This is a genomic window from Streptomyces sp. NPDC088387, assembly GCF_044753385.1.
Taxonomy (GTDB): Bacteria; Actinomycetota; Actinomycetes; order Streptomycetales; family Streptomycetaceae; genus Streptomyces.
In genome coordinates this window covers 46,412-70,625 of sequence record NZ_JBIVNC010000002.1, presented here as the reverse complement: position 1 = coordinate 70,625, position 24,214 = coordinate 46,412, and the positions used below count along the sequence as shown (strand labels likewise).

The following is a 24,214-nucleotide window of genomic DNA, read 5'->3' as shown; positions in this document are numbered from 1 at the left end:
GAATGTGAAGGGGTGTGAGCGGAGAGATGTGTGTGGGGGCGGAGATGCGTGGGGGGTGTGCGAGCCGGTCCGGGGTGAACCGGTGAGCCGGGCCGGTGTCAGGGTGAACCGGTGAACCGGGCTCGTGTCAGGCGAGGTTGACCCACGTCGTCTTGAGCGCGGTGTACGCGTCCAGCGCGTGCAGCGACTTGTCGCGTCCCGCGCCGGTGGCCTTGAAGCCGCCGAACGGGGTGATGACATCACTGGCGTCGAAGGTGTTGATCCACACCGTGCCGGCGCGCAGCCGCTTCGCGGTGCGGTGGGCCACGGTGATGTCCCGTGTCCACACGGAGGCGACGAGTCCGAAGTCGGTCTGGTTCGCGAGGCGTACACCCTCGTCGACGTCACCGTCGTAGGTCACGACCGCGAGGACCGGGCCGAAGATCTCCTCCTGTCCGACGGCAGAGGTGTTGTCGACGTTGTCGAGCACGGTCGGCTCGACGAACGTGCCGCCGGACTCGGTGAGGGTGCGGCCGCCGCCGAACAGGACGGTGGCGCCGTCACGCGTGCCCCGCTCGATGTGGCCGAGGATCTTGGTGAGTTGTCCCTCGTCGACGATCGGGCCCATCACCGTCGCCGGGTCGAGCGGGTCGCCGACGCGGAAGGTTTCGGCGGTGATCCGGCGTACGGCGTCGAGGAGTTGGTCCTTGACGGAGGCGTGCACCACGACCCGGGAACCCGCGTTGCAGGTCTGCCCGGCGTTGTAGAAGATGCCCCACGCCACGGCGGACGCGGCGGCCTCGATGTCGGCGTCGGCCAGAATCAGCTGCGGCGACTTGCCGCCGGCCTCGACGGCGACCTGCTTGCCGTTGGACTCGCCCGCGTACACCTGGAACAGCCGGGCGACCTCCGCCGAACCGGTGAAGGCGATCTTGTCGACCTCCGGGTGCCGGCCGAGAGCCTGGCCCGCGACCTCGCCGCGGCCGGGGACCACGTTGAGCACACCGTCCGGCAGGCCGGCCTCGGTGGCGAGCGCCGCCAGCCGCAGCGCGGCCAGCGAGGTCTGCTCGGCCGGCTTCAGCACCACGCTGTTGCCGGTCGCGAGCGCCGGGCCCAGCTTCCAACTGGTGATCAGCAGCGCGTAGTTCCAAGGCACGACCACACCGACCACACCGAGCGCCTCACGGGTGATGAACGCCAGCGCGTCACCGGGGGTGGGGGCGACCTCGTCGTACGTCTTGTCGATGGCCTCCGCGTACCAGGCGATGGTCTCCGCCGCCTTGTCGACGTCGATGCGGAGCGACTCGGTGATGGGCTTGCCCATCTCCAGAGTGTCCAGCAGGGCCAGTTCGGCCGCGTGGGCGCGGATCAGATCGGCCCAGCGCAGCAGGACCGCCTTGCGTTCGCGGGGCGCGAGGTCCCGCCAGCGGCCGTCCTCGAAGGCGGCCCGCGCGGACCGTACGGCCCGGTCGACGTCCTCGGCGGAGGCGGCCTGCACCTCGGCCAGGAGGGTGCCGTCGCGCGGCGAGACGCTCGGGAAGGAGTCGCCCGACGTGGCCTCCGTGAACGTGCCGTCGATGAACGGGCGGGTCTCGAAGGCGAGTTGTCCGGCCGCCTCGCGCCACTCGTCGTAGGAGCGGGCCAGCAGCTTCTCGATGGGGTACGTCACTTGACCCTCCAGCGGTCGATCGCGTCCTCGTCCAGCTGCACACCGAGGCCGGGGCGCTGCGGCACCTCCAGGCAGCCGTCGGGGGCCACCCGGACGGGCTCGGCGAGCATGAAGTCACGGCGTTCGGGGGTCCAGCCGGGCGGGTCGTACGGGAACTCGAAGTACGGTCCGCCGCCGACACCGGCCGCCACGTGCAGGTTGGCCAGCACACCGATGCCGTTGGTCCAGCTGTGCGGGGTGAACTGGCGGTGTTTGAGCTGGGCCAGTTCGGCCAGGGTGCGGGCGCGGTGCATGCCGATCGCCAGCACCACGTCCATCTGGTAGATGTCGAGCGCGTCCGCCTCCAGGTAGCGCAGCAGCTCGGTGGGGGAGGGGTGCATCTCGCCGGCCGCGATCCGCACTCCGGGGTTCTCGGCCCGCAGCCGCCTGAAGCCGTCGAGGTCGGCGTACGGCAGCGGCTCCTCGACCCAGAAGACGTCCAGCTCGGCGAGGCGCGCGATGATCTTCCGGGTCTTGGCGAGGTCGGAGGCGTGCGCGGTGTCGCCGGCCATCCGCCAGGACTGGTTGAGATCGACCATGATCTCGAAGTCGTCGCCCAGCTCCTCGCGGACCGCCCGCACGGCGGCGACGCCCTCGTCGACGCGGTCGCGGTCGATCCGGATTTTCATCGCGCGAAAGCCCGCCTCGCGCACCTTCAGTGCCGTCTCGACGCGCTCCGCGGGCGACTTGAGCTCGCCGGAGGAGGCGTACGCGGGCAGCCGCTTGGCCGCGTTGCCGAAGAGTTCGGCGACGGGACGGCCGTGCACCTTGCCGATGACGTCCCACAGCGCGGCCTCCAGCGGCCAGTAGCGGGCGCCGTGGAAGTTGGCGGTCTCGATCGCCCTGACGTGCCGGGTGATGTCGAGCGGGTCCTCGCCGACGAACAGGTGCTTGTAGGTGCCGAAGCCGTCCATCAGGTCGCCGGAGCCGATGCCGGTGATGCCCTCGTCGGTGTGGACGCGGACGATCGTGGCGTCGAAGTGGCGGCGCGGCTCGGGGTCCCAGGCGGCCCGGAACGGCGGGTCCAGCTCCAGCCGGAGCCGGTCGAGCGTGATGTCGGTGATCTTCATATGGCGAGTACCTCCGGGGAGGGGGCGTAGAAGGGGTTGGCGGGCCCCTCCTTGGCGGCGGCCTCGATGTCGGCGAGGGTCGGCGTGCCGGTCACGGCTGCGCGGACCGCGCCGTACGCGCCGGCCCGCTGGTTGCGGAAGGAGACGTCCAGGTCGTCGACGGCCGGGTTGACCCACACGGCCGCGACGATCAGCAGGTCGTCGATGTCCTCCGCCGGGATCAGGCCCTCGGTGACGGCGTCCAGGACCCCCTGCGCCAGGCCCGCCTGCGCGGCGCCCCAGGTGGCCCGCTCGTGCAGTTCACCCGCGGCGGCGGCCTTGTTCACGAACAGCGTCAGCGGCTTCACCGGCACCGACGGGCGGACGACCGTCATGAACGGCACATGGCCCGCGCTGGGCGTGGCCAGCGCGGTCGCCCAGGCCGTCTCGACCGGGCCGCCCTTGCGGCCGATCACGACGTTCGTGTGCGCTGCGTTGCCGCCGTCGTCGACGAAGCACTCGCCGATCAGCGCGGTCGCGGCGAAGCCCGCGGCGGGGTGGGTGGACATCGGAACTCCTGGAACTGGGGAAGCGGGGATTCACCGAGTGGACCGAGCACAGGGGGACGAACCTCGCATTCGGTGCAGTTCATCCGGCCCGATGCGGCGAATCTAGGTCCGGCCGCGAGCCGTCGCAAGGCGGTCACCGGAATCGAAACGCCGGTTGCTCTCCTGACAACTTCCGCCCTGACCTGGCGGTTCGCCGCGTACCCCGGCGGCCTAGGATGACGCCCGTGACGGAAACCCCCTCGGCCTCGCGCGGCCACGGGCTGCGCCGGGACATCGACCTCCTGGAGGCGCTCGCCTCCGAGGAGGCGCAGCGCGCCGGCGGACTCGGTGTGGTTCGCCTCGCCCAGCTCGTGGGCCGGGAGAAGACCCAGGTCTCGCGGGCGCTGAAGGCCCTCGCCGGTGAGGGCATCGTCGAGCGCGACCCGGACACACTGGAGTACCGCCTCGGCTGGCGGCTGTTCTCCCTGGTGGCCAGGACCGCGCAGAACCGGCTGGTACGGGTGGCCGAGCCCGCCATGCACGCGCTGTCGGCGGAGCTGGAGGAGACCAGCCACCTGTGCGTGCTCAGCGACCGCGAGGTGCTCACGCTGCTCTCGGTCTCCGGGCACGACTTCCGGGTGCACGGCTGGGAGGGCCGCGGGGTGCCCGCCTGGCAGACCTCGGCGGGCCGGGTGCTGCTTGCCGACGCCACCCCCGACGAGCTGTACGTCCGCTTCGGCACGACGAGCGAGGTGCCGGTCCCCGCCCTGTGGGCGCTGATCCAGGAGGGCGTACGGCTGGGATACGCCCGGGTCGACGAGGAGTTCGAGGCCGGTCTCGTCGGCGTCTCCGCACCGGTACGGGACTTCCGCGGCCGGGTGGTCGCCGCGATCAACATCTCCGCGCCCAAGGGCCGCCTCGGCGACCGGCTGACCGAGGCCGGCCGCGTCACGGCGCGAACGGCCGGCCGGGTGTCGGCCCTGCTGGGCTGGGAGCCACGCCCGATGACGGCCCCCAGGGCCCGCCTGACCTGACCCGGCACCCGCCTGACTTGACCCGGCGCCCGCCCGCCTGACCCGGCACCGGCCTGACCCGGCGCCCGCCCGGCTTGACCCGGCAATGGCCTGACCCGGCGCTCCGCCTGATCCGGCGCCCGCCTGACTTGCCCCGGAGAGCCCCGCCCGCCTGACCCGGCACCGGCCTGACCCGGCGCCCGGCCGGCCTGACCCGGCGCCCCGTCTGACCCGGCGCCCGCCTGACGTGACCCGGCGCCGGTTGGCGTGGGCCGGGCCCCTACTCCCGCCCATGATCCGTGAGTTGCCCTGACAGCAACCCCCGTTGCGATCCGGCGGAGCGGCCTTGTCGGGCCCATGACGCGCTCGTAAATTCACCGCGCATCGGACGGATCGCCGTCCGGGACGGAGAAAAGAGCAGCTCATGAACCTCGCCGGTATCGACACCCTCGCCAAGGCCCCGTTCGCCGACGGTGACGTGCTCATCGGCGGCCGATGGCGGGCGGCGTCCGACGGGCGGAGCTACGCCGTGTACGACCCGGCGACCGGCGACCCGGTTCGCGAGGTGTCGGCCGCGGGACCGGCGGACGCCCGCGCGTCGGTCGACGCAGCCGAGTCCGCCGCGGCAGGCTGGCGCGCCACACCACCCCGGCGCCGCTCGGAGATCCTGCACGAGACGTTCCGGCTGATGCGGGAGCACACGGACACGCTGGCCCGGCTGATCGTGCTGGAGAACGGCAAGGTTTACCGGGACGCGGCGGCCGAGGTCGGCTACGCGGCCGAGTTCTTCCGCTGGTTCGCCGAGGAGGCCGTACGGATCGGCTCGTCCTTCGGCGACGCGCCCGCCGGCGGCTTCCGGCACGTCGTACGCAAGCACCCGGTCGGCGTCACCGCGTTCGTGACGCCCTGGAACTTCCCCGCCGCCATGGCCACCCGCAAGATCGCGCCCGCGCTCGCCGCCGGCTGCCCGGTGCTGCTCAAGCCCGCCCCGGAGACCCCGCTCACCGCCCTCGCGGTGGCCGCGCTGCTCACCGAGGCGGGCCTGCCCGACGGACTCCTCAACGTCCTGCCCACCGACCGCGCCCAGGAGACCGTCGCCACCTGGCTCGGCGACGAACGGGTCCGCAAGTTCTCCTTCACCGGCTCCACCGCCACCGGCCGCGTCCTGCTCGGACAGGCCGCCGCGAACGTCGTCAACGTGACCATGGAGCTGGGCGGCAACGCGCCCTTCGTGGTCTGCGCGGACGCCGACGTCGACGCCGCCGTGCGGGGTGCGATGGACGCCAAGATGCGCGGCGGCGGCGAGGTCTGCATCGCCGCCAACCGGTTCTACGTGCACACCGACGTCGCCGCCGAGTTCACCGAGCGGTTCGGCGCCGCCATGGCCGCCGTCCGCGTCGGTCCCGGTCTGGAGGACGGTGTCACCCTCGGCCCGATGATCAACGCCGCGTCGGTCGACAGGCTCCGCTCGCTGGTCGACGACGCGGTGTCACGCGGCGCGCACATCGCCGCGCGGGGCACCGTGCCACACGGCCCCGGCCACTACCACCCGGCGACCGTCCTCACCGACGTGCCCGACGACGCCCGCATCCTGCACGAGGAGGTCTTCGGACCGGTCGCGCCGGTCTGTGTCTTCACCGACGAGGACGAGATGCTCGCCCGCGCCAACGCCACCGTGCACGGCCTCGCCTCGTACGTCTACTCGCGCGACGTCGGCCGCGCCCTGCGGATCGCCGAACGCCTGGAGGCGGGCATGGTCGGCGTCAACCGCGGCCTGCTCTCCGACCCGGCCGCCCCGTTCGGCGGCGTCAAGCAGTCCGGCCTCGGCCGGGAGGGCGGCCGCGAGGGCATCGAGGCGTTCCTGGAGACCCAGTACATCGCCCTCGACTGGCCGACGGCCTGACGCCCCGCCTCTGATCCCGCGCCCTCCCCGCGCCCCCTGCGCCCCTCTGCCCCCGTGCCTCGCGCGCCCCTCGCCCCCCGCACCCCCCGCACCCCCTGACCCCCGCACCCCTTGCCCCCCGGCACCCACCCTCCCCGCCCGGCCCCGTCCCCACCTCCCGCTTGGGCACCGAACGACAAGGACCGCACATGGCAACGACGCCCGCGACCGCTCAAGAGCCCCCGATCTCGCCCGCACTCACCCGTGAACGCCGCCGGCTGCACACCAAGCTGAAGCTCGCGACCCAGATCGGGCAGGGGATCGACGGCTACATCATCGGCGGCATCGGCATGGCGATGGCCGCGCTCACCACCGACCTCCATCTGTCCACACTGATGGAGGGCCTGGTGGGCGCCTCCCCGCTGATCGGCATCTTCGTCGGCGGCCCCCTCTTCGGACGGCTCGCCGACCGGTTCGGGCGGCGCCCGGTCTTCCTCGTCGACATGCTGGTCTTCCTGGTCGGCTCGGTCCTCCAGTTCTTCGTCACGGACGGACTCCAGCTCTTCCTCATCCGGCTCCTGATGGGCGTCGCGATCGGCGGCGAGTACGCGATCGGCGCCCCGTTGCTCTCCGAGTACGCGCCCCGCCAGGGCCGCGGCAGGCTGCTGGCCAGCCTGGAGATCAGCTGGTACCTCGGCTACGCCCTCGCCACCGTGGTGGGCGCCCTGTTCGCGGAGGTCGACGGCGGCTGGCGCTGGTCCCTGGCGAGCAGCGCGGTCATCGCCCTGGTCTGCGTGGCGCTGCGCGGCGGGATACCCGAGTCGGCCCGCTGGCTGCTCAGCAAGGGGCGCCGGGACGAGGCCGAGGCGCTGATCCACAAGTACGGCATCGAGGTCGACGTCGAGGCCGAACTGGACGAGCGCACGCAGGCCGACCGCGAGGGCTTCCGCGCCCTGTTCAGCCGCCGGCATCTGCGCAGCACGGTCTTCGCGAGTGTGTTCTGGGCGGCGCTGGTACTGCCGTACTTCGCGATCGGCACCTTCTGGACTCAGGTCTTCGAGGCCCTGAACATGGGCGACAACGCGACGGCCGCGCTGCTCGTGTACTCGTTCACGGCCGTCGCCGGTGTGACGGCGGGCTGTCTCGTCGTCGACCGGATCGGCCGGCGCAGGCTGCTGATCCCGCCGTTCTGGATCACCGCGGGCTGTCTCGCGCTGGTCGCGGTGTGGCCCACGTCGACGCCCGTGATCGTCGGCGGCTTCCTGTTCTTCATCTTCCTGAACGCCGCGTCCAGCGCGCTCACCGCGGTCTATCCGCTGGAGGTCTTCCCGACCTCGCTGCGCACGACGGGTGTGGGTTTCGCGACCGCGATGAGCCGGGTCGGCGCGGCCATCGGCACCTTCCTGCTGCCGATGGGCCTGGACCGCTTCGGGGTGGAGTTCGTGCTGCTCGTCGGGGCGGGGGTGCTGGCCGTCGGTGGTCTTGTGTCGCAGTTCCTGGCGCCGGAGACCACGGACCTGGACCTGGCACGGGCGGCTCGCAAGGCGCGCGAGGTGTAGATCCCGCCCCGTGGGTTAGACTGTGAGTCCAGACATTGGAATCTCAGTCCAAGGAGGCGGGGCGTGGCCGCGCAGCACCCGGAGGCCGAGCGCGACGCGATCGTCGCCGCGCTCACCCCGGTCGTCCACGGCATCGCGGCGACCTTCGGACCGGTGTGCGAGGTCGTGCTGCACGACTACCGGCGGCCGGAGCAGTCGGTCGTCGCGGTGGCGGGCTCGGTGACCGGGCGGACGGTCGGCGGGGCGATGAGCGAGATCGGCATGCGGGTGCTCGCCCGCGGTGACGAGGCCGCCGACGAGCTGAACTACCTCACCCGCACCGGCACAGGACAGCTCGTCAAGTCGTCCACGATGGTGCTGCGGGACTCCACGGGGGTGGTCTTCGGCGCCCTGTGCGTCAACGTCGACGCGGGCGCCGCCCAGCAGGCCCAGCTGCTGCTGGGCGCCCTGGCCGGCACGCCCGCCGACCCCGACCCGCCGGCCCCGGTCACCACCTTCGGCAACGACATCGACGCCGTGGTGGACGCCCTCGTCGACACCCACCGGCACACCACCTGGGCGGCGCTCGACCGGGCCGGCCGCCTCGCCCTGTTCCGCAGCCTGGACGAGCACGGCGTCTTCGCCGTACGCCGTGCCGTCGAGCTGGTGGCCACCCGCCTCGGCATCTCGCGCGCCTCGGCGTACAGCTACCTCTCCCAGGCCCGGGCCACCACCGACCAGGCGCCCGAGGGAGACCACTCATGACGACCAGCACCCCGCCCATCACCTTCGACGACGTCCGTGACGCCGCCACCCGGCTCGAGGGCGTCGCCCACCGCACGCCCGTACTGCGCTCCCGGACCCTGGACGCCCTGGTCGGCGCCGAAGTCCTGCTGAAATGCGAGAACTTCCAGCGCGTCGGGGCCTTCAAGTTCCGCGGCGCCTACAACGCGGTCTCCCGGCTCACGCCGGAGCAGCTGGCGCGGGGTGTCGCCGCGTACTCGTCGGGCAACCACGCCCAGGCCGTCGCGCTCGCCGCCCGTGAGCTCGGCACCACCGCCGTCATCGTGATGCCCGAGGACGCCCCGCGCTCCAAGCGCGCCGCCACCGAGGGGTACGGCGCCGAGATCGTCACGTACGACCGCTACACCGAGGACCGGATCGCCATCGGCGCGGCACTGGCCGCCGAACGGGGCCTCGCGCTGATCCCGCCGTACGACCACCCCCATGTCATGGCGGGGCAGGGCACGGCGGCGCTCGAACTCCTGGAGGAAGTGGGGGAGTTGGACGCCCTGGTGGTGCCCGTCGGGGGTGGTGGGCTGATCGCGGGGAGCGCCACGGCGGCCAAGGCGCTGCACCCCGGGATCCGGGTGATCGGTGTCGAGCCGGAGGCCGGTGACGACACTCGGCGGTCCCTGGCGGCCGGGCGGCGCGTCGAGATCCCGGTCCCGCACACCATCGCCGACGGACAGGCCCTGCACATCCCCGGTGAGCTGACCTTCCCGGTGAACCTGCGGCTCGTCGACGAGATCGCGCCGGTGAGCGACGACGAGATCCGGGACGCCATGCGGTTCGCCTTCGAGCGGCTGAAGATCGTCGTCGAACCCAGCGGCGCGACCCCGCTGGCCGCCCTGCTCTCCGGACGCACGGCCCCGGTCGCCGGGCGGATCGGGGTCATCGTCTCCGGCGGCAACGTCGACGCGGAACGCTTCGCACTGCTCTGCGGCGAACGCCGGCGCAATCTTCGCTCTGGGCACGGCTGAGCAGATCACGATGGACGGTTACCACTTCGTGATGGAGACCAACTTCTTCGGCAACCTCGCCGTCATCAGGGCCACCCTGCCCCACCTGCGTGCGGCCAGGGGGCGACTGATCGTCGTCACGAGCGCGAACGGCGTGATGGGGGCGCCCTGCAACGAGGCCTATGCCGCCTCGAAGTTCGCCCTGGAGGGCGCGGTGGAGTCGCTGGCCCCGGTGGTCGCGCGCTTCGGTGGTCGCGCGCTTCGGAGTGAAGACCACCATCGTCGAACCCGGGCCCGTCGCCACCGATGTCATGGCCCCGCGCCGCCTGGCGAACCTGCTGCCCTACGAGGAGATCCCGCACAGCCCCTACCCAGACCCCTGGGACCTGCTCTCGCGGATCATCGCGAACACAGGGGGAGTGCAGCCGGTGGAGGAACTCGGCCCGATCTTCCTGGATCTGCTCGCCGCCGACAATCCACCGCTGCGGCGCCAAAGCGCCCCGCGGGCCGTTGACTTCGTTGCCCCGAAGCTCGCCGCCGACCTCGACGGCAGCAAGGTGAACGAAGCCTCCGAGGCGTATCTTGCTCTCGCCGACTGAACAGCACTCAATCGCGGCAGCGGTGCGTCCGTGACGTCACGTCCCTCCGTCAGTGGGAGGTCGTGATCCGGATCTCCATGCCTGTGCCTTGTCCAGTGATCCGGATGTCACCCGGTCCGCCCAGGCGCACGGCGTCCAGTCGTGCCAGTGGCACCACTCCCGACTCCCCGTGCTCGAGGGTCAGTTGACCGGAGAGTGGGAGCATCAGAAGAGTCTCCTCGGGGTCGACGGATGCGTCGTGACGGCCCTGCACGTCGACGACCTTCGCGCTCGCCGTCGCGCGACCCCGCCGGGTCATGACGTTGACAGCCCGGGCGGGGCCGCCTGGCAGGCGGCATGACACCGCACGGTCACCGGAGAACGCGAACGGGGCCAACGGGGAGAGCCGGTGCTCCTTTTCGGCGTCGATGAGCGAAACGCCGGGGCCGTCGATCACTGTGATCACCCGGTCCACACCGGGAAAGACGGAGAACGGTCCCTGGTCGCCGAGGTCCGCGACACTCACCCGCCAGTCGAATTCCTGACCCCGGCCGACGAGTGCGGACGCCACTTCTCTTGTACTGCCGAAGCCGTTCTTCCAGAGAACCCGGTGGTAGTCGGCCCAGTGCAGCAGTACGACAGACACGTCGATGTCCTCGCCCTTGTCGGAAAGTCCCGGCCTACCGGACCCTACCGACACCGTCTTTGCGGCCGACGTCCGGGCGGGATGATCGGCGGTGGCCGACCAAGCCCCTCTGACACGGAGACGCAGCACAAGCGCCGCCATGTTCCAGGCGTCATCCGTACCGCGGCGGTGACGTCCCTCTAGCCGCAGCGCCGCGAGCACAGACCGGATCCGGGGAGCGATATAACGGAGTCATGATCTTCCATGTGGTCGCGCTCGCTGACTGGCAGGCAGTTCCTGATGGCCATTACGCCCCTTCCTCCCTTTCCAAAGAGGGCTTTGTCCACTGTTCTCCCGACGAGGAGACCGCCCTCGCAGTCGCGACCGACCACTACTCCGACGCGCCTGGTCCGCTGGTCGCACTACTCATTGATGAGCAGAAACTCGACGCCCAGGTGAGATGGGAACAGGCGAGGCCGGACTCTGCGGGTACGGCTCCGCGCACCTTGTATCCGCACATCTTCGGACCCGTCAATCGCGACGCGGTCGTGGGGGTTATGCAGATCGAGCGGGACGGCATGGGGCGGGCTGTCGAGCTGACGGCATCGGAGTGACCGACACCGGATCGGTGCGGTCGTGAGGACGATGTCCGATCGGTAAGGCTCAAGGCACACGTGTTCGCGGGCCCGGCCTTCGCCGCCCGTACCCGGAGCATGGGCCCGAGAGGGCCAGTGTCTGCTGGGCGAGGCTGCCTCATGTCGACTTCACGTGTGCCGCGTACGCGGTGCCGGCGGCCGTAAGGCGCGCGTGGCGGCGGTGTCGCGATGCCGGTTGGCGCCGGTTCAACCGACCTGTTCGGCCTTCCGGGGCAGACGAAGTGTCACGGTCGTCCCCGAGCCCACCGTGCTGGTGGCCGTGGCCGTGCCTCCATGGGCCTCGGCCAGGCGCCGGACGATGGCCAGCCCGAGACCGCTGCCACCGTTCTGACGGTTACGGGATTTTTCGGAACGCCAGAACCGGTCGAAGATGTAGGGAAGCTCCTCACCGGGAATTCCGCACCCCGTGTCCGACACCGTGAAACGGACGAACCCCCGAGAGTCTTGCCGGACATTGACCGCGGCATGCTCTCCTGCCGCGGATCCCGCGGGCGCTTCGAGGATCGCGCTCAGGGTGACCGACCCGCCGGCCGGGGTGTGCCGTACGGCGTTCGACACCAGGTTGTCCATCATCTGCCGGATCCTGACGGGATCGGCGTCCATGGTGAGGGACGAGTCCGCCGCCGTGTGCAGTGCCACCCCCTGTGTGTCCGCCGTCGCCTTCGCCGACCGTACGGTGGTGGCCAGCAGATCGGCGACTTTCACTCGTACCGGAGACAGCCGCAGTTCTCCGGCTTCGGCAGCCGCCAGATCTCGCAGGTCGTCGATGATGTGCTGCAATTGAAGAGCCTGTCCCAGCAGCGAGGCCACCAGGACGGCGTCGGGCTGCGCGATGCCGTCCTCCACGGCTTCCAGCCAGCCCCTCAGGTTGCTGACCGGGGTGCGCAGCTCGTGCGCGATGTCATTGGTCATGGCACGGCGCAGCGTCTCCAGCTCTTCGCGACGCTGTGACATGGCATTGAACGCGGCCGAGAGCCGGGCGATCTCGTTCTGCCCCTGGACCGGAACCCGGGTGGACAGCTCACCGTCCTCCATACGAATCGCGGCATCGGTGAGCGCACGTAGCGGCTTCACCAGGCGAATTCCCGCCAGGCTGGTGACGGTCACCGTGACCACCAGGACCATCGCCGCCCATCCGGCGATGCGAAGCCGGTTCGAGGGAGAGAGATCGAAGAAGGTCGTGGCGGTGCGCCCATGGCTGGCGACGTAGAGAACCGCCGCCGGTGCCACGAACGGGGCGAGCTGCTGGGCCCGGCTCGTGGCGAGGCACGAGGCGACGGTGGAGGCAGCGGGAGCAGTCCGCGCGCGCGACGACCACGTGCCGGTGATCGTCAGTGAGACGGGACCGGCGCCACGGCTGCGCAGGCAGGAATCGACCAGTGTGTTGAGGGCGGACAGCGCGGCCCTCTCCGATGCCACCGGTGCGTCGAGGGCGTCCATCGGGCACGGGGATGGACGCAGTGCCGGCCCGTCGTCCAGGACGAGGTGCGGGCGTCCGCTGGGGAGTGTCTCGATCCGGGACGAGATGCCCTCGGTCGCAAGGCACCGGCTGAGTCTCTGGGCGACGCCACTGAGATCGCGGGCGTCCCTCCCGGAGAGGCGGAACGGGCCGACCGCTCTTGGGTCGATGGTCGTGGTGGGGACGTCGGCGGTCGTGGCCTTGCGCAACTCCGTGTTGGTGACCAGCGGGTTCACTGTCGCGGTGGCGTCCCGGGGAGGTTGAAAGACCCGCGCGGCGCCACTGTCGGAGTCCGCGATCTTCTTGCCGTCGGCGGTCGTCAGGACGACCCGGTGCCCTGCCTGCCGACTGAGCTGTGCAACGACGGGCCCGACCCCGGTCCAGTCGGGGTGCGTCGCGGCCCAGCCCATGAGGGTGTCGTAGATCCGTGCCTCGTCGGCGAGAGCCTGGCCGCGCTCCTCACTCAGCACAACGGCGGTGGTGTTCAGCACCACCCAGGCAGTGGCCGTGATCGAGCAGACGGACACGAGCGCTGACACCGCGAGCAGACGGATGAGCAGGCTTCTCCGCGGCAGGGCGGCCGCGAAACGGGACCGACGCAACGGTGGCCGCCTGTTGCCCGTACCGGCCGTCGAGGGCGGGGTGACGCTAGTCACGGGACGCTTCTTGCCCCTGCGTGTCCAGCAGTTTGTAACCCAAGCCGTAGACCGTCGCCAGGGGCATCGGCTGCGCGCCGTCGCCTGCGGCCCGTTTGATCTTGCGGCGGAGGTTCATCACATGGACGTCGACCGTTCTGGGCGTGATGAAGGGCTCGTAGCCGTGCAGTCGTTCGAGGAGCTGGCTGCGCGTCAGCACGTGGCCGGGATACTCGGACAGCATCTCGATGACCTTGAACTCGCCCGGGGTGCAGTCGATCAGCTGCCCGTAGGCGCGCACCTCGTGCCGTACCGGATCGACCGACACGGAGCGCGGACGCGGGGCAGGGGCAGGTCCCGGAGTCTCAGGAGGGCCCGGGATGCCCTGCCGTCGGCTGCGCCTGAGCAATGAGCGCGTACGCGCCATCAGCTCGCGTGGGCTGAACGGCTTCGTCATGTAGTCGTCGGCCCCGAGATCGAGGCCCAGCAGCAGGTCCTCCTCCGCGGACCGCGCTGTGAGCAGGAGTACCGGCAGATGGGCCAGGTCCGCGTCGGCCCGGATGACACGGCACACGTCGAGTCCGTCGACACCGGGCATCATCACGTCGAGGATCACGAGGTCCGACGGGTGACGGCGCAGTTGATCCAGCACGGCGCGGCCGTCGCCGGTCGCCGTCACCGTGTGGCCTTCGTGTTCCAGGTACCGACGTATCAGTTCAGCCTGGTCGATGTCATCTTCCGCGACCATCACATGCGCGCACATGCGTCTCATTCTAGAAACGGAGGAAGTGATTCCACAGGGGGGTGACAAGTCGACCATCAGGTTCTGACAAAGCCCTGATAATTCTCGGCTGCGGTCCGGGCCCACATGAGCGCCCGCCAGGGTCAGGACGAGGAGCCGAAGGACTTCACTGTGCACGCTGAGTTGATCTGGTCGTAGCCGTCCGGGACATTGGCCGACGTCAGGGTCCAGCTCAGTGGCTGGCTGCCGGTGGCCGGCACGATCACCGCTGGGACGCCGTGGCTGGTGAGGCACTTCACTACGGCCACCACACCCTCGCTGTAGTGCGGGTTCTTGGCAGGATCGAGTTCGGGCGGATTGATCGGTGCCTTGTCTTTGCAGGCTTCTTCGGCCTTCCTGCGCACACTGTCACTCACCTCGCCGTTGGCACTCTGGCCCATGCCGTTCTTGGCCAGGCAGCCGGCGTAGACCTTGCGGATCTGCAATCGCTTCTCCATGGTGTCGTCGAGCCGGAGCTGGACACCCGGTGAGTCGTCCGAGGAATCCGAGGCCGTCGGCCGCTTTCCGCCGGAGCCGGTCGACCGATCCGGGGAATCCTGAGCTGCGGCAGAGGGCGGTAGCGAGGCGACACCCTCCTTGTCCGCCGCAGGACCGTCCTGGCCGGAGCATCCCGTGAGCAGCACGCCCAGGGCGAGGGCGGCGATCGTCAGCAGGGGAACTGCCGGCTCGGATCGCTTGTTGTTGGGGAACATCTTCCTGCTTCCTTTGACGCGGAGAGTGCGTTCGAGCACGGTTGACGAAGGGGACCAGGCCGCAAGACGGCTCGTGTACTGGGGTTATGTGGTGGCAAGCGCCTCGGTCGGGGTCAGCCGAGAGGCGCTCACCGACGGGTAGACGCCGGCCAGTACGCCAAGTACCAGCGATGCGGCCATGCCCAGGAGAACGGTGTTGAGCGGGATGACGATGGGCCAGTCATGGGTCAGGGCGTAGCCGGCGGTGGACAGTGTTCCGACGGCCGCACCGGCGACGGCTCCGAGGACGGACAGCACCACCGACTCGGTGAGGAACTGGCCACGGATGTGCCTGCGGCTCGCGCCCAGGGCGCGGCGCAGGCCGATCTCCCGGCGCCGTTCGAGAACGGAGATGTACATGGTGTTGGCCACGCCGATGCCGCCGACGCCGAGGGCGATGCCGGCCAGGGCGACGAACAGGCTCGAGTACGCGCTCTGGGTCGCGCGCTTGGCGGCGAGGGCGTCGGAAGGGTTGGTGACCCGTACGAAGTTGGGCAGTGGCGGGTAGACCGTCGCGCCGAGCACTGCTTTGACCGAGTCGATGGCATGGTCCGGTGCCTTGGCGTAGATCACCGTCGGATGTCCGTCGAACCCGAGGTAGCGCTCGGCAGCGTTCCATCCGACGAACACGGAGAGTTCCAGGTCCGGGTCGAGCGGCATCGGGTTGAGGATGCCCGTGATGGTGAACCAGCGCTCTCCCAGCCGCAGCAGCGGAGCGTTCTCACCGGCGGGCAGACGGTCGAACCCGAGCGTCCCCGCGGCCTTGTGGCCGAGCACCACCGTGGGCAGGCTCGCCGTCTTCGCGTTGAGGAAGCGTCCGACGTGCACAGACCCGCCCACCAGGTGCAGCAGGTTGGGCCGTGCCGCCAGGACAGTGAGCGCGGCCGTGTCGTTCGGATCGCTCGCATCGGTGCGCCGGATGGGCTGGTGGGTATTGGCTACTTCGCTGGTGGCGGTCACGGGCCCTATCCGCGCCGCCATGGCGGCGGCCTGGGAAGGCAGCTTGATCGGCTGCTGCCCCTCGGGAACGAGCGGCTGGGCCTTGAGCCGGTCGGTGCCCAGTGCTGTGAGCTTCTCCAGAAGCGCCTCTTGGCTGGAAGCGGGTATTCCGGTGACGAGGACCATCGTGGCGATGCCCACCGAGATACCGAGAGCCGACAGGACGGCACGGACCTTGCGCATGCGCAGGCCCAGAACACCGACCCCGACCAGATCAACCGGACCGAGACGGACGATCCGGCCCCTGCCTGAACTGCCCCGTTCGCCTGCACTACGCGGCGTCGGGATCTTGTCATTGTCCGAGAGCACTGGTCGCTCCGTTAAGCGTGTCGCTGGTCAGGTGGCCGTCACGGATCTCGATACGTCGCGGAAGCCGAGCGGCGATGTCACGGTCATGGGTGATGACGGCGACAGTCGTCCCGTCATGGTTGAGGTCGGCCAGTAGTTCCATCACGGAGTCTCCGTTGGCGGTGTCGAGCGCGCCCGTCGGCTCGTCGGCGAGGATCAGCTCGGGACCGTGGACGAGAGCGCGTGCTATGGCGACCCGTTGTCGCTCTCCGCCGGAGAGCTGGGCCGGCAGATGCCCGGTCCGGTGGGCCAGCCCAACCCGGTCCAGCGCCTCTTCGGCCAGGGGCCGACGGTCACGACGCGGAACACCGGCGTACAGCAGTCCGGTCGACACGTTCTCCACCGCGGTCAGGCCGTCGGTGAGGTGGAACTGCTGGAAGACGAATCCGAGCGTCCGGCCCCGCAGCGTGGAGAGTTGCCTGTCGTTCAGTGCGGTGACGTCCGTGCCGCCGATCTCCACCCGGCCGCTGCTGGGCAGGTCCAGTGTCCCCATGAGATTGAGCAGCGTGGACTTTCCCGACCCCGATGGTCCGACGATGGCGAGGAGTTCACCTCGCCGGACGGCCAGGGACACGTCCCGCAGCGCTGTCACGCCGCCCGGAAAGACGCGGCTGACGCGGTCCACGAGGAGGACCGGCGCGGAGGTCTCGTCGTCCGGCGGCCGGGAGGTCACGACGCGACCTCCACCGTCAGTCCCTCGGTGAGACCCTGTCCGCTGATCTCGACCAGGCCGGTGGCGAACATGCCGGTCTGAACCCTCAGGAGTTCTCCGTCGACGCGCTGAACGGCGAAACCCCCACCGCTGAGGGCGACGAGCGCGCCGATGGGAACGGTGAACACGTCCTTGTGGATCTCGGAGACGAACTCCACGGGCAGGTCGGCGTCATCGAGGTCCGCGACGTCCGAGGCGTGCTTGGGCAGGACGGTCACATCGACACCGGAGGAGTCGCCGGTGCCGGAGGGCGCGGGATCCCCCGAAGGCCTGTCGCTGATCCCTTTCACCATTCCGGAGATCTTCGCGTCGGGCAGCATGATCGTCACGGCATCACCGGGTTTGATCGCGGAGACCTGCTGGGCCTCTACCGGTACCGTGATCACCTTCTTCGGCGAGACGTAGCTGAGGATGTCCTGGCCGGCCGGATCGCCGATCTGCGCCTTGAGTTCGTGCACGCGTACCTGTCCCGGGAGCACGACCACCTGCCCCACCTTGAGCGTGCCGGTCGGCTCGACTCCGACGTCCTGTTGCCACTCCTTCAGCGCGGCGGCGAGAGACGCGGTGAACGTCGCCCCCTGTACGTCCGTCGGACCAGCCGAGCGTAGGCTCGTGCCGTCGTGGCCCACGGCGTAGCCGAGAGCGGCGAGATTGTCGCGCAGCACGCTGACGTCGTTGCCGACGAGACCGGTCTTCTTCAGCTCGCGGAAGAAGGGTGTGTCTCCGTAGAAGACAGGTACGGGCTTGTCGTCGACGCGGTAGAGCGCCTTGCCGCGCTCCGTGACCTCGCCCTTGGCCGGGAGTCTGGTCAGCGTGCCGGTCCCGGGACTCTTGAGCTGCTTCACCGGGCCAAATCCCAAGTGACCCTGCACCGTCACGCTGTTGCTCAGGTCGCGCCGGACCACCTTGGCCGTCTCGACGTGGGGCGCTGCGGTCGCGCCGGGGTCGGGTGGTGCGGATGAATGCCGCACCACCGCGGCGACACCGACGGTGCCGGCCACGACAACTGTCACCAGCATCACGGCCAGGCCGACCCGACTACGACGGCGTGACTCACGGGTAAGGCGCCGCTCACCCATGGTCGTTCCCGGATGTCAGGACCTCGTGGGAGTGGGGCCGGCCCGTGCCGGCACGCCGGGTGAATCCGCCGGGCAGGACGGCTGCGCCGGAAATCGGTCGGAGGGCGAGCCGCCGTCGCCCGTCTGCGATCGTAAGCATGGCCCGACCGTCGCAGCTCAATGTCATGAAGCTGTCATTCAACGGTCAGCGGACGATGGTCCCGCGCCCGACGCCTTTTTCATTGCTCCGGTGACTGGTGAACCGGAGGCGCCTGGCCGGGGTGATCGCGGGGCAGACCGTGACGGAGGATGTCCTCGGCGGCTGTGCGTGCGAACTCGAACGCCTCCGAGTCGTCGAGCGATGCCGTGAGAGCCATGGCGCCTTCGAACAGCACGGCGAGTTGTCTTCCGAGACGGTCGGGTTCACGGGCGCCGGCCCGACGGGCCGCGTCGACCACCTGCTGGAGAAACTGGCGCTTGTGCTCGATGACGAGCGGCAGCCCGGGGTGGTCTCGGTCGGACAGTTCCACTGCCGCGTTGTGGTAGGGGCAGCCGCGGAAGTGTGGGTCTTCCGGCGGCCGGTCGAACAGTGCCAGCAGCTGTTCACGGGGGGACAGGGACGGGTCGTTCAACCTGCCCTCGTTGTTGCCCGGCTCGAGATACCCGACTCCCGTCTCCAGATACGCGGCCACCAGCACGTCCTTGCTGAGGAAAAGCTGGTAAAGAGTCCGCTTCGAGACGCTTGCCCGGTCGGCCACATCCGAGATGCTGGTGGAATTGATGCCCCGGCTGTAGAAGAGGCTGGACGCTGCCCTCATGATGCGCTGCCTCGGGCTCACCGTACCGCCCGTAGCGGTTCCTGTCACAGTCATGCTGTGACGGTACCGTTCGTTACCTAATTATGCAAAATATTCCCCGGGGTCGCGTCATCGGCCCCTTTTTAGCTGTGATCCAGGTCACAACATCTAGGGTACCGATCGGTTTCCCTTTTCGTGCGGACGCGCGTACCGTCGGAAGAGGAAAGCCGGTGAGCGGGGCGCAGGACCTGCAATTCCCCGGCTGCTATTCCCTACACCCCGTTCGTGTCCACGACGGAGAAGGTCAGACTCATGAGCGAGAAGCAAAACGACGCGACGAAAGAAACTACCTGGCCTCCGACGCCAAAGAATGAACTTGCGGAGGACGTCATCTTTGAAGCGGCAGCCCTGTACCGGCCTGTAAAGGGGCGGGAAACGGTTCAGGCGCTGATGATCGCCGTATCCGACTATTACGCGCGGATGGAGTTCACGGCTCCGTCGGCCGTTCTGGGCGATGCCACCTACCTACAGTGGGAGGGAACGACGCCCTCGGGCACGGAGTTGAAGGGTGCCACCGTCATCACGCGCAACGCCGAGGGCCTGATCAGTCACATCGCGGTGCATCAGCGTCCGCTCGGAGGACTGCTTGAGTTCTCGACTGATTTCGGGAGCCGGTTCAGTGCCACTGGGGCTGTCCCGGCCGACAGCTTCTACCAGGGGTAGCGCGCGTTGCGCGGCACCCAATCCAATCTCAAGGAATCGGAATCAGCATGAGTCAGTTCACGGTCACCAAGCCGTCCGCGTCGCAGTGGCGTGTGTCGTTCGACAACGCGCCGATCAACTTGTTCGGCTCGCAGAGCGTCCTTGAGCTTCGGTCCATCATCGAGGACGCGGAGCGAGATGGCGACCTCAACGTCATCCTCTTCGAGAGCGCTAATCCCGACTACTTTATCGCCCATTGGGACCTCACGGACGACGCGTCCGCCGTGCCCGCCGGTCCAACGGGGCAGGGGGCTTTCATGGACGCGATGATTCGCCTCAGCAGGCTTCCCGTCATCACAGTCAGCTCCGTTCGGGGGCGTGCTCGCGGAGCGGGAAGTGAGTTCCTGCTGGCGACCGACATTCGGTTCGCCAGCCGAGAGCGCGCCCGTATCGGACAGTTCGAGATGTCCGGCGGTGTTGTTCCCGGTGGTGGTGGAATCGGTCGCTTGACCCGTCTGGTCGGCCGGGGCCGAGCACTTGAGATCACAGCCGGCGCCCTCGACTTCGACGGGGATCTGGCCGAGCGATACGGCTACGTCAACCGATCGCTCCCGGACGCCGAACTCGACACTTTCGTCCATGCGTTCGTCGATCGTCTCGCCGGATTCCTCCCTCGCTCAATCCGTGAACTCAAGCAGCTGACCGACGCGATCACGCTGCCGGAGAACGATGCCTTCGCGCCGGAGGCCGATGCCTTCCACAACGGCCTGGGTCTGCCGGAAACGCAGGGCTGGGCCCAGAGAATGTTCGAGCGCGGTCTCCAGCAGCCCGGCGCGCTGGAGGAGAACCTCATGGACGAGGCGGAACCGCTTCACCGCGGCGGCTGACCGGATACCGCAGAGGCGCGGCAGCGAGAGCGCCGCGCCTTCCGTCCGCCGGCTCGCGCCTCCGCGGAGTCCTCTGTCCGCGTCCGCCGCGGAGCGGGAGAGTAGTCGCGAGTATCCCAGTGCGGCCCTGTGCCGGAAGGTGCGTACGCCCCCGCAGGGCCTGCTTCGGCAGCAACCTCCAAGTCGACCGGCACTCCGCCGTCGACGAAGCAAAAGACCGTGCGAGGTGACACCTATGACTCGACTGATCATGACCGCCTTCGGAGAACCCGTCGACTCCGTTGAACTCGACGCAACGCCGACCAGGGCGCCAGGTGTCGAAGAGGTCGTCGTCAGGATGGAAGCGGCGACGATCAACCCGGGAGACTTCCTGCTCATCCGGGGTCAATACCCCATCAGGCCGGAACTGCCCTACCACCATCTCGGGGTGGAGGGCGTCGGCCGGGTCATCGCATCCGGTGACTCCGCACGCGACATGGTCGGCAATCGCGTGCTGGTCCTGCCCACCTACCAGCAGGGCGCGTGGGCCGACACGGTCGTCGCGAGCCGCGACAACGTCATCGAGATCGACAGCGACGCCGACGCGCTTCAGTTGGCGATGCTTCCACTCAACCCGATAACCGCCCAGGTCATGCTCGATCACTTCGTCCACCTGGAGCCGGGAGACTGGGTCGGCCAGACCGCCGCCAACGGTGCCGTGGGGCAGTGGGTGATCGAACTGGCCAAGCGTCGAGGGGTGAAGACCCTCAACATCGTCCGTCGGGAAGCTGCGGCCGAGACCGTCCTCCGGCACGGAGGCGACCGCGTGGTCGTCATGGGCGACGATCTCGAGCAGCGGATCCATGACGCACTGGGCGACAGGAAACTCTCGCTGGCGCTCGATGCGCTCGGCGGCGACACCGGCATGCGGGAACTGTCTTCCGCCCTGAAATTCGGCGGCTACGCCGTGAATTACGGATCCCTCACCGGCGGCCCCGCTCAACTCTCGGCCGAGGCACTGATCGTGAACGAGGTCCGTTCCACGGGCTTCTGGTTCTACAACTGGCTGACCAGGGCGTCTCGGGCCGAGGTGGAGAGTGCTTACCGCAGTTTCCTCGCTCTGCTCGACGCTGCCGCGCTCAACGTACCGGTCGAGGCGACCTACCGGCTCAAGGACTTTCGCCAGGCTTTCCAGCACGCTGAAACCGAACGTGCCGGGAAGATCGTCTTCGTGTTTGACGACTGATATTTCCTGTGAGATCGCGGAGGGCATCAGCCCATTGCCGGCTCGCGTGCCGCCGCCGGTAGTCACTGTCACGAAAGTGAACCGTACGGAGATTCTCGGGGCCTTGACCCGGAACCTTGGACACGGGCTGTGCGGCGTCGGCCGCGTTCACTGGACCAGGTCCTGCGGCCCTGGAGCGTCTCGCGTTCGAACGTCGCGCTGAAGGACTCGGCGAAGCCCCGGCCGGTGTACTGGGCTCCGTGGTCGGTGTGCGTGACCGGGTCGGCGAGGCTGCCGCGGGTCCGTTCGGCAGCGGCCCGGACGTCGCTGACGAGGTCGGTGCGCATGCGGTCCGCGATCGCCCAGCCGGCCGGGCGGCGTGAGGCGAGGTCGATGACGGTGGCCAAGTAGATGACGGTGGCCAACAAGAACCTCCCGCCGTCCAGTGCGAGTCGCCGACGTACTTCTGTTCGGCTCGCCTGCGGTGAGGTCGCGGCCGATCAGGTCCGGGGCCTTCGCCGCAGCCGGGTCCGCAACAGTGGTGCGGTGCCTGCGACGCAGCCGCACACCTGCCAGGCTGATGCTCCGCCTCACCCGCGCGATCCGCTGGTGGTTGACTCGCTCGCCGTCGTCGCGGAGTTCGGCGGAGATCCTGGGGACGCCGTAGGTGCCGCCCGATTGATGGTGCACGGTCGTATCCGGGTGGAGAGGCGGGGTCGGCCGCCTGCCGGGCGACCCGGTCCACGGCCGTCCGGCGCCTGTGTGGAAGCCTGCTCTGGCCGCCGCGGGTGTGATCGCCCCGCTGGAGGAGGGCGGCACCGACGGCACACGCGTGTGGGAGCCGTCCCGGGAACACGGCTTCCACGCCCTGCGCCACTTCTTCGCCTCCGAGGAACTGGGGGCTGGCGAATCGGTCGTCTCCCTGGCACGCCGGTCGGGGCACTTCGACCCCGGGTTCACGCTGCGGAAGTACTCCCATTTCCTGCCCCGGGCCGGCGCCGGAGGCGGCGCTGCCATCGACGCGATCTTCGCGTAGCTGCGGCCGTGGCCGGTCGGTGGAGCCCGTGGAGCGTGGCTCGTAGCCCGCCGCAGGCCCAAAAGTTTCAGAGAAGTCCCAGAGATGTCGCCGCACCCCGCCTGACTCGCTGAACCCGCCTGACGTTCCGATGGCGTTCATCGTCCCCCGAGGCGGAGGATGGACCCCGAGGGGCCCGGCCCCCGCCGGTGCCGCTCGCGCCCGGTGAGCGGGAGACGGAGACCGGACCCGGTCGCACATCTCCGCGGCCGGAAAGGAGGAGCGTCATGTTCGAGATGAAGACGCTCGACAAGCCGGACGAGCGGCGCGATTTCCCGCGTGGCCACCTGGAGGCCGTACACCTCACCGGACTCGACTTCGCCGTCGGCACCTTCGAGCCGGGCTGGCGCTGGTCGGAGTCCGTGGCGCCCATCGCGGGCACCGAGAGCTGTCTGATCCATCACAACGGCTACATGGTCCAGGGCCGGATGCGGATCCGGATGGACGACGGTGCCGAGGGCGAGGTCGGCCCCGGCGACGTCTTCGTGCTGCCGCCGGGGCACGACGCCTGGGTGGTCGGCGACGAGCAGGTCGTGCTGTACGACTTCGCCGGATCCATGGCCAAGGAGTACGCCAGGGCCCAGGACGAGTAACCCCGGACGACGGAAGGGACGAGCGAGGAGGAACGGCTCCGACTTGTCACATGGAAACCGATCGGTTTACGCTGGCACAGCAGCAGGAAACCGATCGGTTTCCCGTGTGTCCGGCCGCTCCGGCGGCCAGTCCTGTCGCTTATGCCGTTTCCACCCCGTCCCACCCCCCCGGGAGATCTCATGACCAGCATCGAAGGATCCGTAGCCCTCGTCACCGGTGGCAGCCGAGGCATCGGCCGCGCCCTGGTGGAGGCCCTGTACGAGCGGGGCGCCAAGAAGGTCTACGCCACCGCCCGCGACCCGCGCACGGTCACCCACCCCGACGCCGTGCCGCTCGCCCTGGAGATGAACGACCCCGCGTCCGTGGCGGCCGCCGCCGAGCAGGCGCAGGACGTCAACATCCTGATCAACAACGCCGCCGGCTCGGTCGGCGCGAACTTCCTCGACTCGCCCGTCGACGACATCCGCCGAGAGTTCGAAACCAACTTCTACGGCCCCCTCCTCGTGACCCGCGCCTTCGTCCCGATCATCGAGCGCAACGGCGGCGGCCACATCCTCAACTTCCACTCGGTGCTGTCGTGGGTCGGCATCGCGGGCTCCTACAGCGCCTCCAAGGCCGCCTTCTGGTCGCAGACCAACTCCCTGCGCCTGGACCTCAAGCCGCGCGGCATCGACGTCACGGGCCTGCACGTCGGGTATGTCGACACGGACATGGCCGCCCACATCACCGAGCCCAAGATCGCGCCCGAGAGTGTGGCGGCGCAGGCTCTCGACGGCATCGCCTCCGGTGCCTGGGAGGTGCTCGCGGACGACCTCACCCGGCAGGTGAAGGCCGGCCTCTCCATCGACCCGGCCGACTTCTACGCGCAGCTCTCCGCGTAACGGCGCTCCGTA

Annotated in this window: 25 protein-coding genes and 3 pseudogenes; 14 read left to right on the top strand and 14 right to left on the bottom strand. The window is 69.4% G+C overall.

Features of this window, described 5'->3' with window-relative positions; translation table 11 throughout:
• Positions 1-127 precede the first annotated feature (127 nt).
• From ACIQAC_RS04975 to fae, 3 genes are read right to left on the bottom strand one after another with little or no spacing between them, the layout of a single operon-like run.
• The gene (locus ACIQAC_RS04975; protein WP_402187053.1) at positions 128-1,648 is read right to left on the bottom strand and encodes an aldehyde dehydrogenase; all 1,521 of its coding nucleotides are present in this window, start codon (positions 1,646-1,648) and stop codon (positions 128-130) included.
• Positions 1,645-2,757 (bottom strand): mandelate racemase/muconate lactonizing enzyme family protein, encoded by a 1,113-nt coding sequence (locus ACIQAC_RS04970; protein WP_402187052.1) that lies wholly within the window; start codon positions 2,755-2,757, stop codon positions 1,645-1,647. Before ACIQAC_RS04970 ends, ACIQAC_RS04975 begins: the two co-directional genes overlap by 4 nt.
• A complete protein-coding gene (gene fae, locus ACIQAC_RS04965; protein ID WP_402187051.1) occupies positions 2,754-3,305 on the bottom strand; it encodes a formaldehyde-activating enzyme in 552 nt (183 codons plus the stop codon). The genes ACIQAC_RS04970 and fae overlap by 4 nt, the downstream gene beginning before the upstream one ends.
• Positions 3,306-3,520: 215 nt before the next feature.
• On the opposite strand from fae, the gene ACIQAC_RS04960 reads away from it, so the two are divergent.
• From ACIQAC_RS04960 to ACIQAC_RS04930, 7 genes and pseudogenes are all read left to right on the top strand, one after another.
• Positions 3,521-4,318 (top strand): IclR family transcriptional regulator, encoded by a 798-nt coding sequence (locus tag ACIQAC_RS04960; protein ID WP_402187050.1) that lies wholly within the window; start codon positions 3,521-3,523, stop codon positions 4,316-4,318.
• A 403-nt stretch (positions 4,319-4,721) separates the two neighbouring features.
• Complete coding sequence (locus tag ACIQAC_RS04955) at positions 4,722-6,200, top strand: NAD-dependent succinate-semialdehyde dehydrogenase (protein WP_402187049.1); 1,479 nt, start codon at positions 4,722-4,724, stop codon at positions 6,198-6,200.
• Positions 6,201-6,388: 188 nt separating this feature from the next.
• On the top strand, positions 6,389-7,738 hold the full coding sequence (locus ACIQAC_RS04950; protein ID WP_402187047.1) for an MFS transporter: 1,350 nt from the start codon (positions 6,389-6,391) through the stop codon (positions 7,736-7,738).
• 63 nt (positions 7,739-7,801) lie between these two features.
• On the top strand, positions 7,802-8,482 hold the full coding sequence (locus ACIQAC_RS04945) for a transcriptional regulator (protein ID WP_402187046.1): 681 nt from the start codon (positions 7,802-7,804) through the stop codon (positions 8,480-8,482).
• On the top strand, positions 8,479-9,480 hold the full coding sequence (locus tag ACIQAC_RS04940) for a threo-3-hydroxy-L-aspartate ammonia-lyase (RefSeq protein WP_402187045.1): 1,002 nt from the start codon (positions 8,479-8,481) through the stop codon (positions 9,478-9,480). The genes ACIQAC_RS04945 and ACIQAC_RS04940 overlap by 4 nt, the downstream gene beginning before the upstream one ends.
• Positions 9,481-9,490: 10 nt before the next feature.
• A pseudogene (locus ACIQAC_RS04935) lies at positions 9,491-9,646 on the top strand (SDR family NAD(P)-dependent oxidoreductase); the annotation flags it as partial.
• Between the two features lie 79 nt (positions 9,647-9,725).
• Complete coding sequence (locus ACIQAC_RS04930) at positions 9,726-10,058, top strand: hypothetical protein (RefSeq protein ID WP_402188229.1); 333 nt, start codon at positions 9,726-9,728, stop codon at positions 10,056-10,058.
• Between the two features lie 49 nt (positions 10,059-10,107).
• Here ACIQAC_RS04930 and ACIQAC_RS04925 read toward each other — a convergent pair whose 3' ends face one another.
• Both ACIQAC_RS04925 and ACIQAC_RS04920 read right to left on the bottom strand, forming a co-directional pair.
• Positions 10,108-10,683 carry a HutD family protein gene (locus tag ACIQAC_RS04925; RefSeq protein WP_402188182.1) on the bottom strand — a complete coding sequence of 192 codons (576 nt, stop codon included), beginning with the start codon at positions 10,681-10,683 and terminating at the stop codon, positions 10,108-10,110.
• A gap of 81 nt (positions 10,684-10,764) precedes the next feature.
• Positions 10,765-10,881 (bottom strand): annotated as a pseudogene (locus tag ACIQAC_RS04920) (DNA polymerase III); the annotation flags it as partial.
• Between the two features lie 35 nt (positions 10,882-10,916).
• On the opposite strand from ACIQAC_RS04920, the gene ACIQAC_RS04915 reads away from it, so the two are divergent.
• A complete protein-coding gene (locus tag ACIQAC_RS04915) occupies positions 10,917-11,276 on the top strand; it encodes a DUF952 domain-containing protein (protein WP_402187043.1) in 360 nt (119 codons plus the stop codon).
• 228 nt (positions 11,277-11,504) lie between these two features.
• Here ACIQAC_RS04915 and ACIQAC_RS04910 read toward each other — a convergent pair whose 3' ends face one another.
• The 7 genes from ACIQAC_RS04910 to ACIQAC_RS04880 form a co-directional block, all read right to left on the bottom strand.
• Positions 11,505-13,433, bottom strand: a complete 1,929-nt coding sequence (locus ACIQAC_RS04910) for a sensor histidine kinase (RefSeq protein ID WP_402187041.1) — start codon at positions 13,431-13,433, stop codon at positions 11,505-11,507.
• Entirely contained in the window at positions 13,426-14,175 is a 750-nt protein-coding gene (locus tag ACIQAC_RS04905) for a response regulator transcription factor (protein WP_402187040.1), read from the bottom strand. The genes ACIQAC_RS04910 and ACIQAC_RS04905 overlap by 8 nt, the downstream gene beginning before the upstream one ends.
• A gap of 122 nt (positions 14,176-14,297) precedes the next feature.
• Positions 14,298-14,906: a hypothetical protein gene (locus ACIQAC_RS04900; protein ID WP_402187038.1), complete on the bottom strand. Its 609-nt coding sequence runs from the start codon at positions 14,904-14,906 to the stop codon at positions 14,298-14,300.
• A gap of 84 nt (positions 14,907-14,990) precedes the next feature.
• Complete coding sequence (locus tag ACIQAC_RS04895; RefSeq protein ID WP_402187037.1) at positions 14,991-16,127, bottom strand: ABC transporter permease; 1,137 nt, start codon at positions 16,125-16,127, stop codon at positions 14,991-14,993.
• 109 nt (positions 16,128-16,236) lie between these two features.
• On the bottom strand, positions 16,237-16,965 hold the full coding sequence (locus ACIQAC_RS04890) for an ABC transporter ATP-binding protein (protein WP_402187035.1): 729 nt from the start codon (positions 16,963-16,965) through the stop codon (positions 16,237-16,239).
• On the bottom strand, positions 16,962-18,023 hold the full coding sequence (locus ACIQAC_RS04885; RefSeq protein ID WP_402187034.1) for a hypothetical protein: 1,062 nt from the start codon (positions 18,021-18,023) through the stop codon (positions 16,962-16,964). Before ACIQAC_RS04885 ends, ACIQAC_RS04890 begins: the two co-directional genes overlap by 4 nt.
• Positions 18,024-18,301: 278 nt before the next feature.
• Entirely contained in the window at positions 18,302-18,934 is a 633-nt protein-coding gene (locus ACIQAC_RS04880) for a TetR/AcrR family transcriptional regulator (RefSeq protein ID WP_402187033.1), read from the bottom strand.
• Between the two features lie 237 nt (positions 18,935-19,171).
• On the opposite strand from ACIQAC_RS04880, the gene ACIQAC_RS04875 reads away from it, so the two are divergent.
• The 3 genes from ACIQAC_RS04875 (at position 19,172) to ACIQAC_RS04865 (ending at position 21,673) form a co-directional block, all read left to right on the top strand.
• Positions 19,172-19,582 carry a nuclear transport factor 2 family protein gene (locus tag ACIQAC_RS04875; protein ID WP_402187031.1) on the top strand — a complete coding sequence of 137 codons (411 nt, stop codon included), beginning with the start codon at positions 19,172-19,174 and terminating at the stop codon, positions 19,580-19,582.
• Between the two features lie 47 nt (positions 19,583-19,629).
• The gene (locus ACIQAC_RS04870; RefSeq protein WP_402187030.1) at positions 19,630-20,448 is read left to right on the top strand and encodes an enoyl-CoA hydratase/isomerase family protein; all 819 of its coding nucleotides are present in this window, start codon (positions 19,630-19,632) and stop codon (positions 20,446-20,448) included.
• Positions 20,449-20,683: 235 nt separating this feature from the next.
• A complete protein-coding gene (locus ACIQAC_RS04865) occupies positions 20,684-21,673 on the top strand; it encodes a zinc-dependent alcohol dehydrogenase family protein (protein WP_402187029.1) in 990 nt (329 codons plus the stop codon).
• Positions 21,674-21,741: 68 nt separating this feature from the next.
• On the opposite strand, the gene ACIQAC_RS04860 is transcribed toward ACIQAC_RS04865, so the two are convergent.
• Together ACIQAC_RS04860 and ACIQAC_RS04855 are read right to left on the bottom strand one after the other, a co-directional pair.
• A complete protein-coding gene (locus ACIQAC_RS04860) occupies positions 21,742-22,077 on the bottom strand; it encodes a DDE-type integrase/transposase/recombinase (RefSeq protein ID WP_402187027.1) in 336 nt (111 codons plus the stop codon).
• A 136-nt stretch (positions 22,078-22,213) separates the two neighbouring features.
• Positions 22,214-22,342, bottom strand: a pseudogene (locus ACIQAC_RS04855) (IS3 family transposase); the annotation flags it as partial.
• Positions 22,343-22,412: 70 nt separating this feature from the next.
• Between ACIQAC_RS04855 and ACIQAC_RS04850 the strand changes: the two are divergent.
• From ACIQAC_RS04850 to ACIQAC_RS04840, 3 genes are all read left to right on the top strand, one after another.
• Positions 22,413-22,688 carry a hypothetical protein gene (locus ACIQAC_RS04850; RefSeq protein ID WP_402187025.1) on the top strand — a complete coding sequence of 92 codons (276 nt, stop codon included), beginning with the start codon at positions 22,413-22,415 and terminating at the stop codon, positions 22,686-22,688.
• A gap of 266 nt (positions 22,689-22,954) precedes the next feature.
• Positions 22,955-23,320, top strand: a complete 366-nt coding sequence (locus ACIQAC_RS04845; RefSeq protein ID WP_402187023.1) for a cupin domain-containing protein — start codon at positions 22,955-22,957, stop codon at positions 23,318-23,320.
• A gap of 180 nt (positions 23,321-23,500) precedes the next feature.
• The gene (locus tag ACIQAC_RS04840; RefSeq protein ID WP_402187022.1) at positions 23,501-24,202 is read left to right on the top strand and encodes an SDR family oxidoreductase; all 702 of its coding nucleotides are present in this window, start codon (positions 23,501-23,503) and stop codon (positions 24,200-24,202) included.
• The last annotated feature ends 12 nt before the right edge of the window (positions 24,203-24,214 follow it).

What these genes read in the sequence shown, in the direction of transcription:
- ACIQAC_RS04915 (WP_402187043.1), top strand. Translation starts at nt 10,917, where the DNA reads ATGATCTTCCATGTGGTCGCGCTCGCTGACTGGCAGGCAGTTCCTGAT.
- ACIQAC_RS04905 (WP_402187040.1), bottom strand. Translation starts at nt 14,175, where the DNA reads ATGTGCGCGCATGTGATGGTCGCGGAAGATGACATCGACCAGGCTGAA.
- ACIQAC_RS04900 (WP_402187038.1), bottom strand. Translation starts at nt 14,906, where the DNA reads ATGTTCCCCAACAACAAGCGATCCGAGCCGGCAGTTCCCCTGCTGACG.
- ACIQAC_RS04955 (WP_402187049.1), top strand. Translation starts at nt 4,722, where the DNA reads ATGAACCTCGCCGGTATCGACACCCTCGCCAAGGCCCCGTTCGCCGAC.
- ACIQAC_RS04895 (WP_402187037.1), bottom strand. Translation starts at nt 16,127, where the DNA reads ATGCGCAAGGTCCGTGCCGTCCTGTCGGCTCTCGGTATCTCGGTGGGC.
- ACIQAC_RS04880 (WP_402187033.1), bottom strand. Translation starts at nt 18,934, where the DNA reads ATGACTGTGACAGGAACCGCTACGGGCGGTACGGTGAGCCCGAGGCAG.
- ACIQAC_RS04950 (WP_402187047.1), top strand. Translation starts at nt 6,389, where the DNA reads ATGGCAACGACGCCCGCGACCGCTCAAGAGCCCCCGATCTCGCCCGCA.
- ACIQAC_RS04870 (WP_402187030.1), top strand. Translation starts at nt 19,630, where the DNA reads ATGAGTCAGTTCACGGTCACCAAGCCGTCCGCGTCGCAGTGGCGTGTG.
- ACIQAC_RS04960 (WP_402187050.1), top strand. Translation starts at nt 3,521, where the DNA reads ATGACGCCCGTGACGGAAACCCCCTCGGCCTCGCGCGGCCACGGGCTG.
- fae (WP_402187051.1), bottom strand. Translation starts at nt 3,305, where the DNA reads ATGTCCACCCACCCCGCCGCGGGCTTCGCCGCGACCGCGCTGATCGGC.
- ACIQAC_RS04865 (WP_402187029.1), top strand. Translation starts at nt 20,684, where the DNA reads ATGACTCGACTGATCATGACCGCCTTCGGAGAACCCGTCGACTCCGTT.
- ACIQAC_RS04840 (WP_402187022.1), top strand. Translation starts at nt 23,501, where the DNA reads ATGACCAGCATCGAAGGATCCGTAGCCCTCGTCACCGGTGGCAGCCGA.
- ACIQAC_RS04875 (WP_402187031.1), top strand. Translation starts at nt 19,172, where the DNA reads ATGAGCGAGAAGCAAAACGACGCGACGAAAGAAACTACCTGGCCTCCG.
- ACIQAC_RS04940 (WP_402187045.1), top strand. Translation starts at nt 8,479, where the DNA reads ATGACGACCAGCACCCCGCCCATCACCTTCGACGACGTCCGTGACGCC.
- ACIQAC_RS04885 (WP_402187034.1), bottom strand. Translation starts at nt 18,023, where the DNA reads ATGCTGGTGACAGTTGTCGTGGCCGGCACCGTCGGTGTCGCCGCGGTG.
- ACIQAC_RS04845 (WP_402187023.1), top strand. Translation starts at nt 22,955, where the DNA reads ATGTTCGAGATGAAGACGCTCGACAAGCCGGACGAGCGGCGCGATTTC.
- ACIQAC_RS04970 (WP_402187052.1), bottom strand. Translation starts at nt 2,757, where the DNA reads ATGAAGATCACCGACATCACGCTCGACCGGCTCCGGCTGGAGCTGGAC.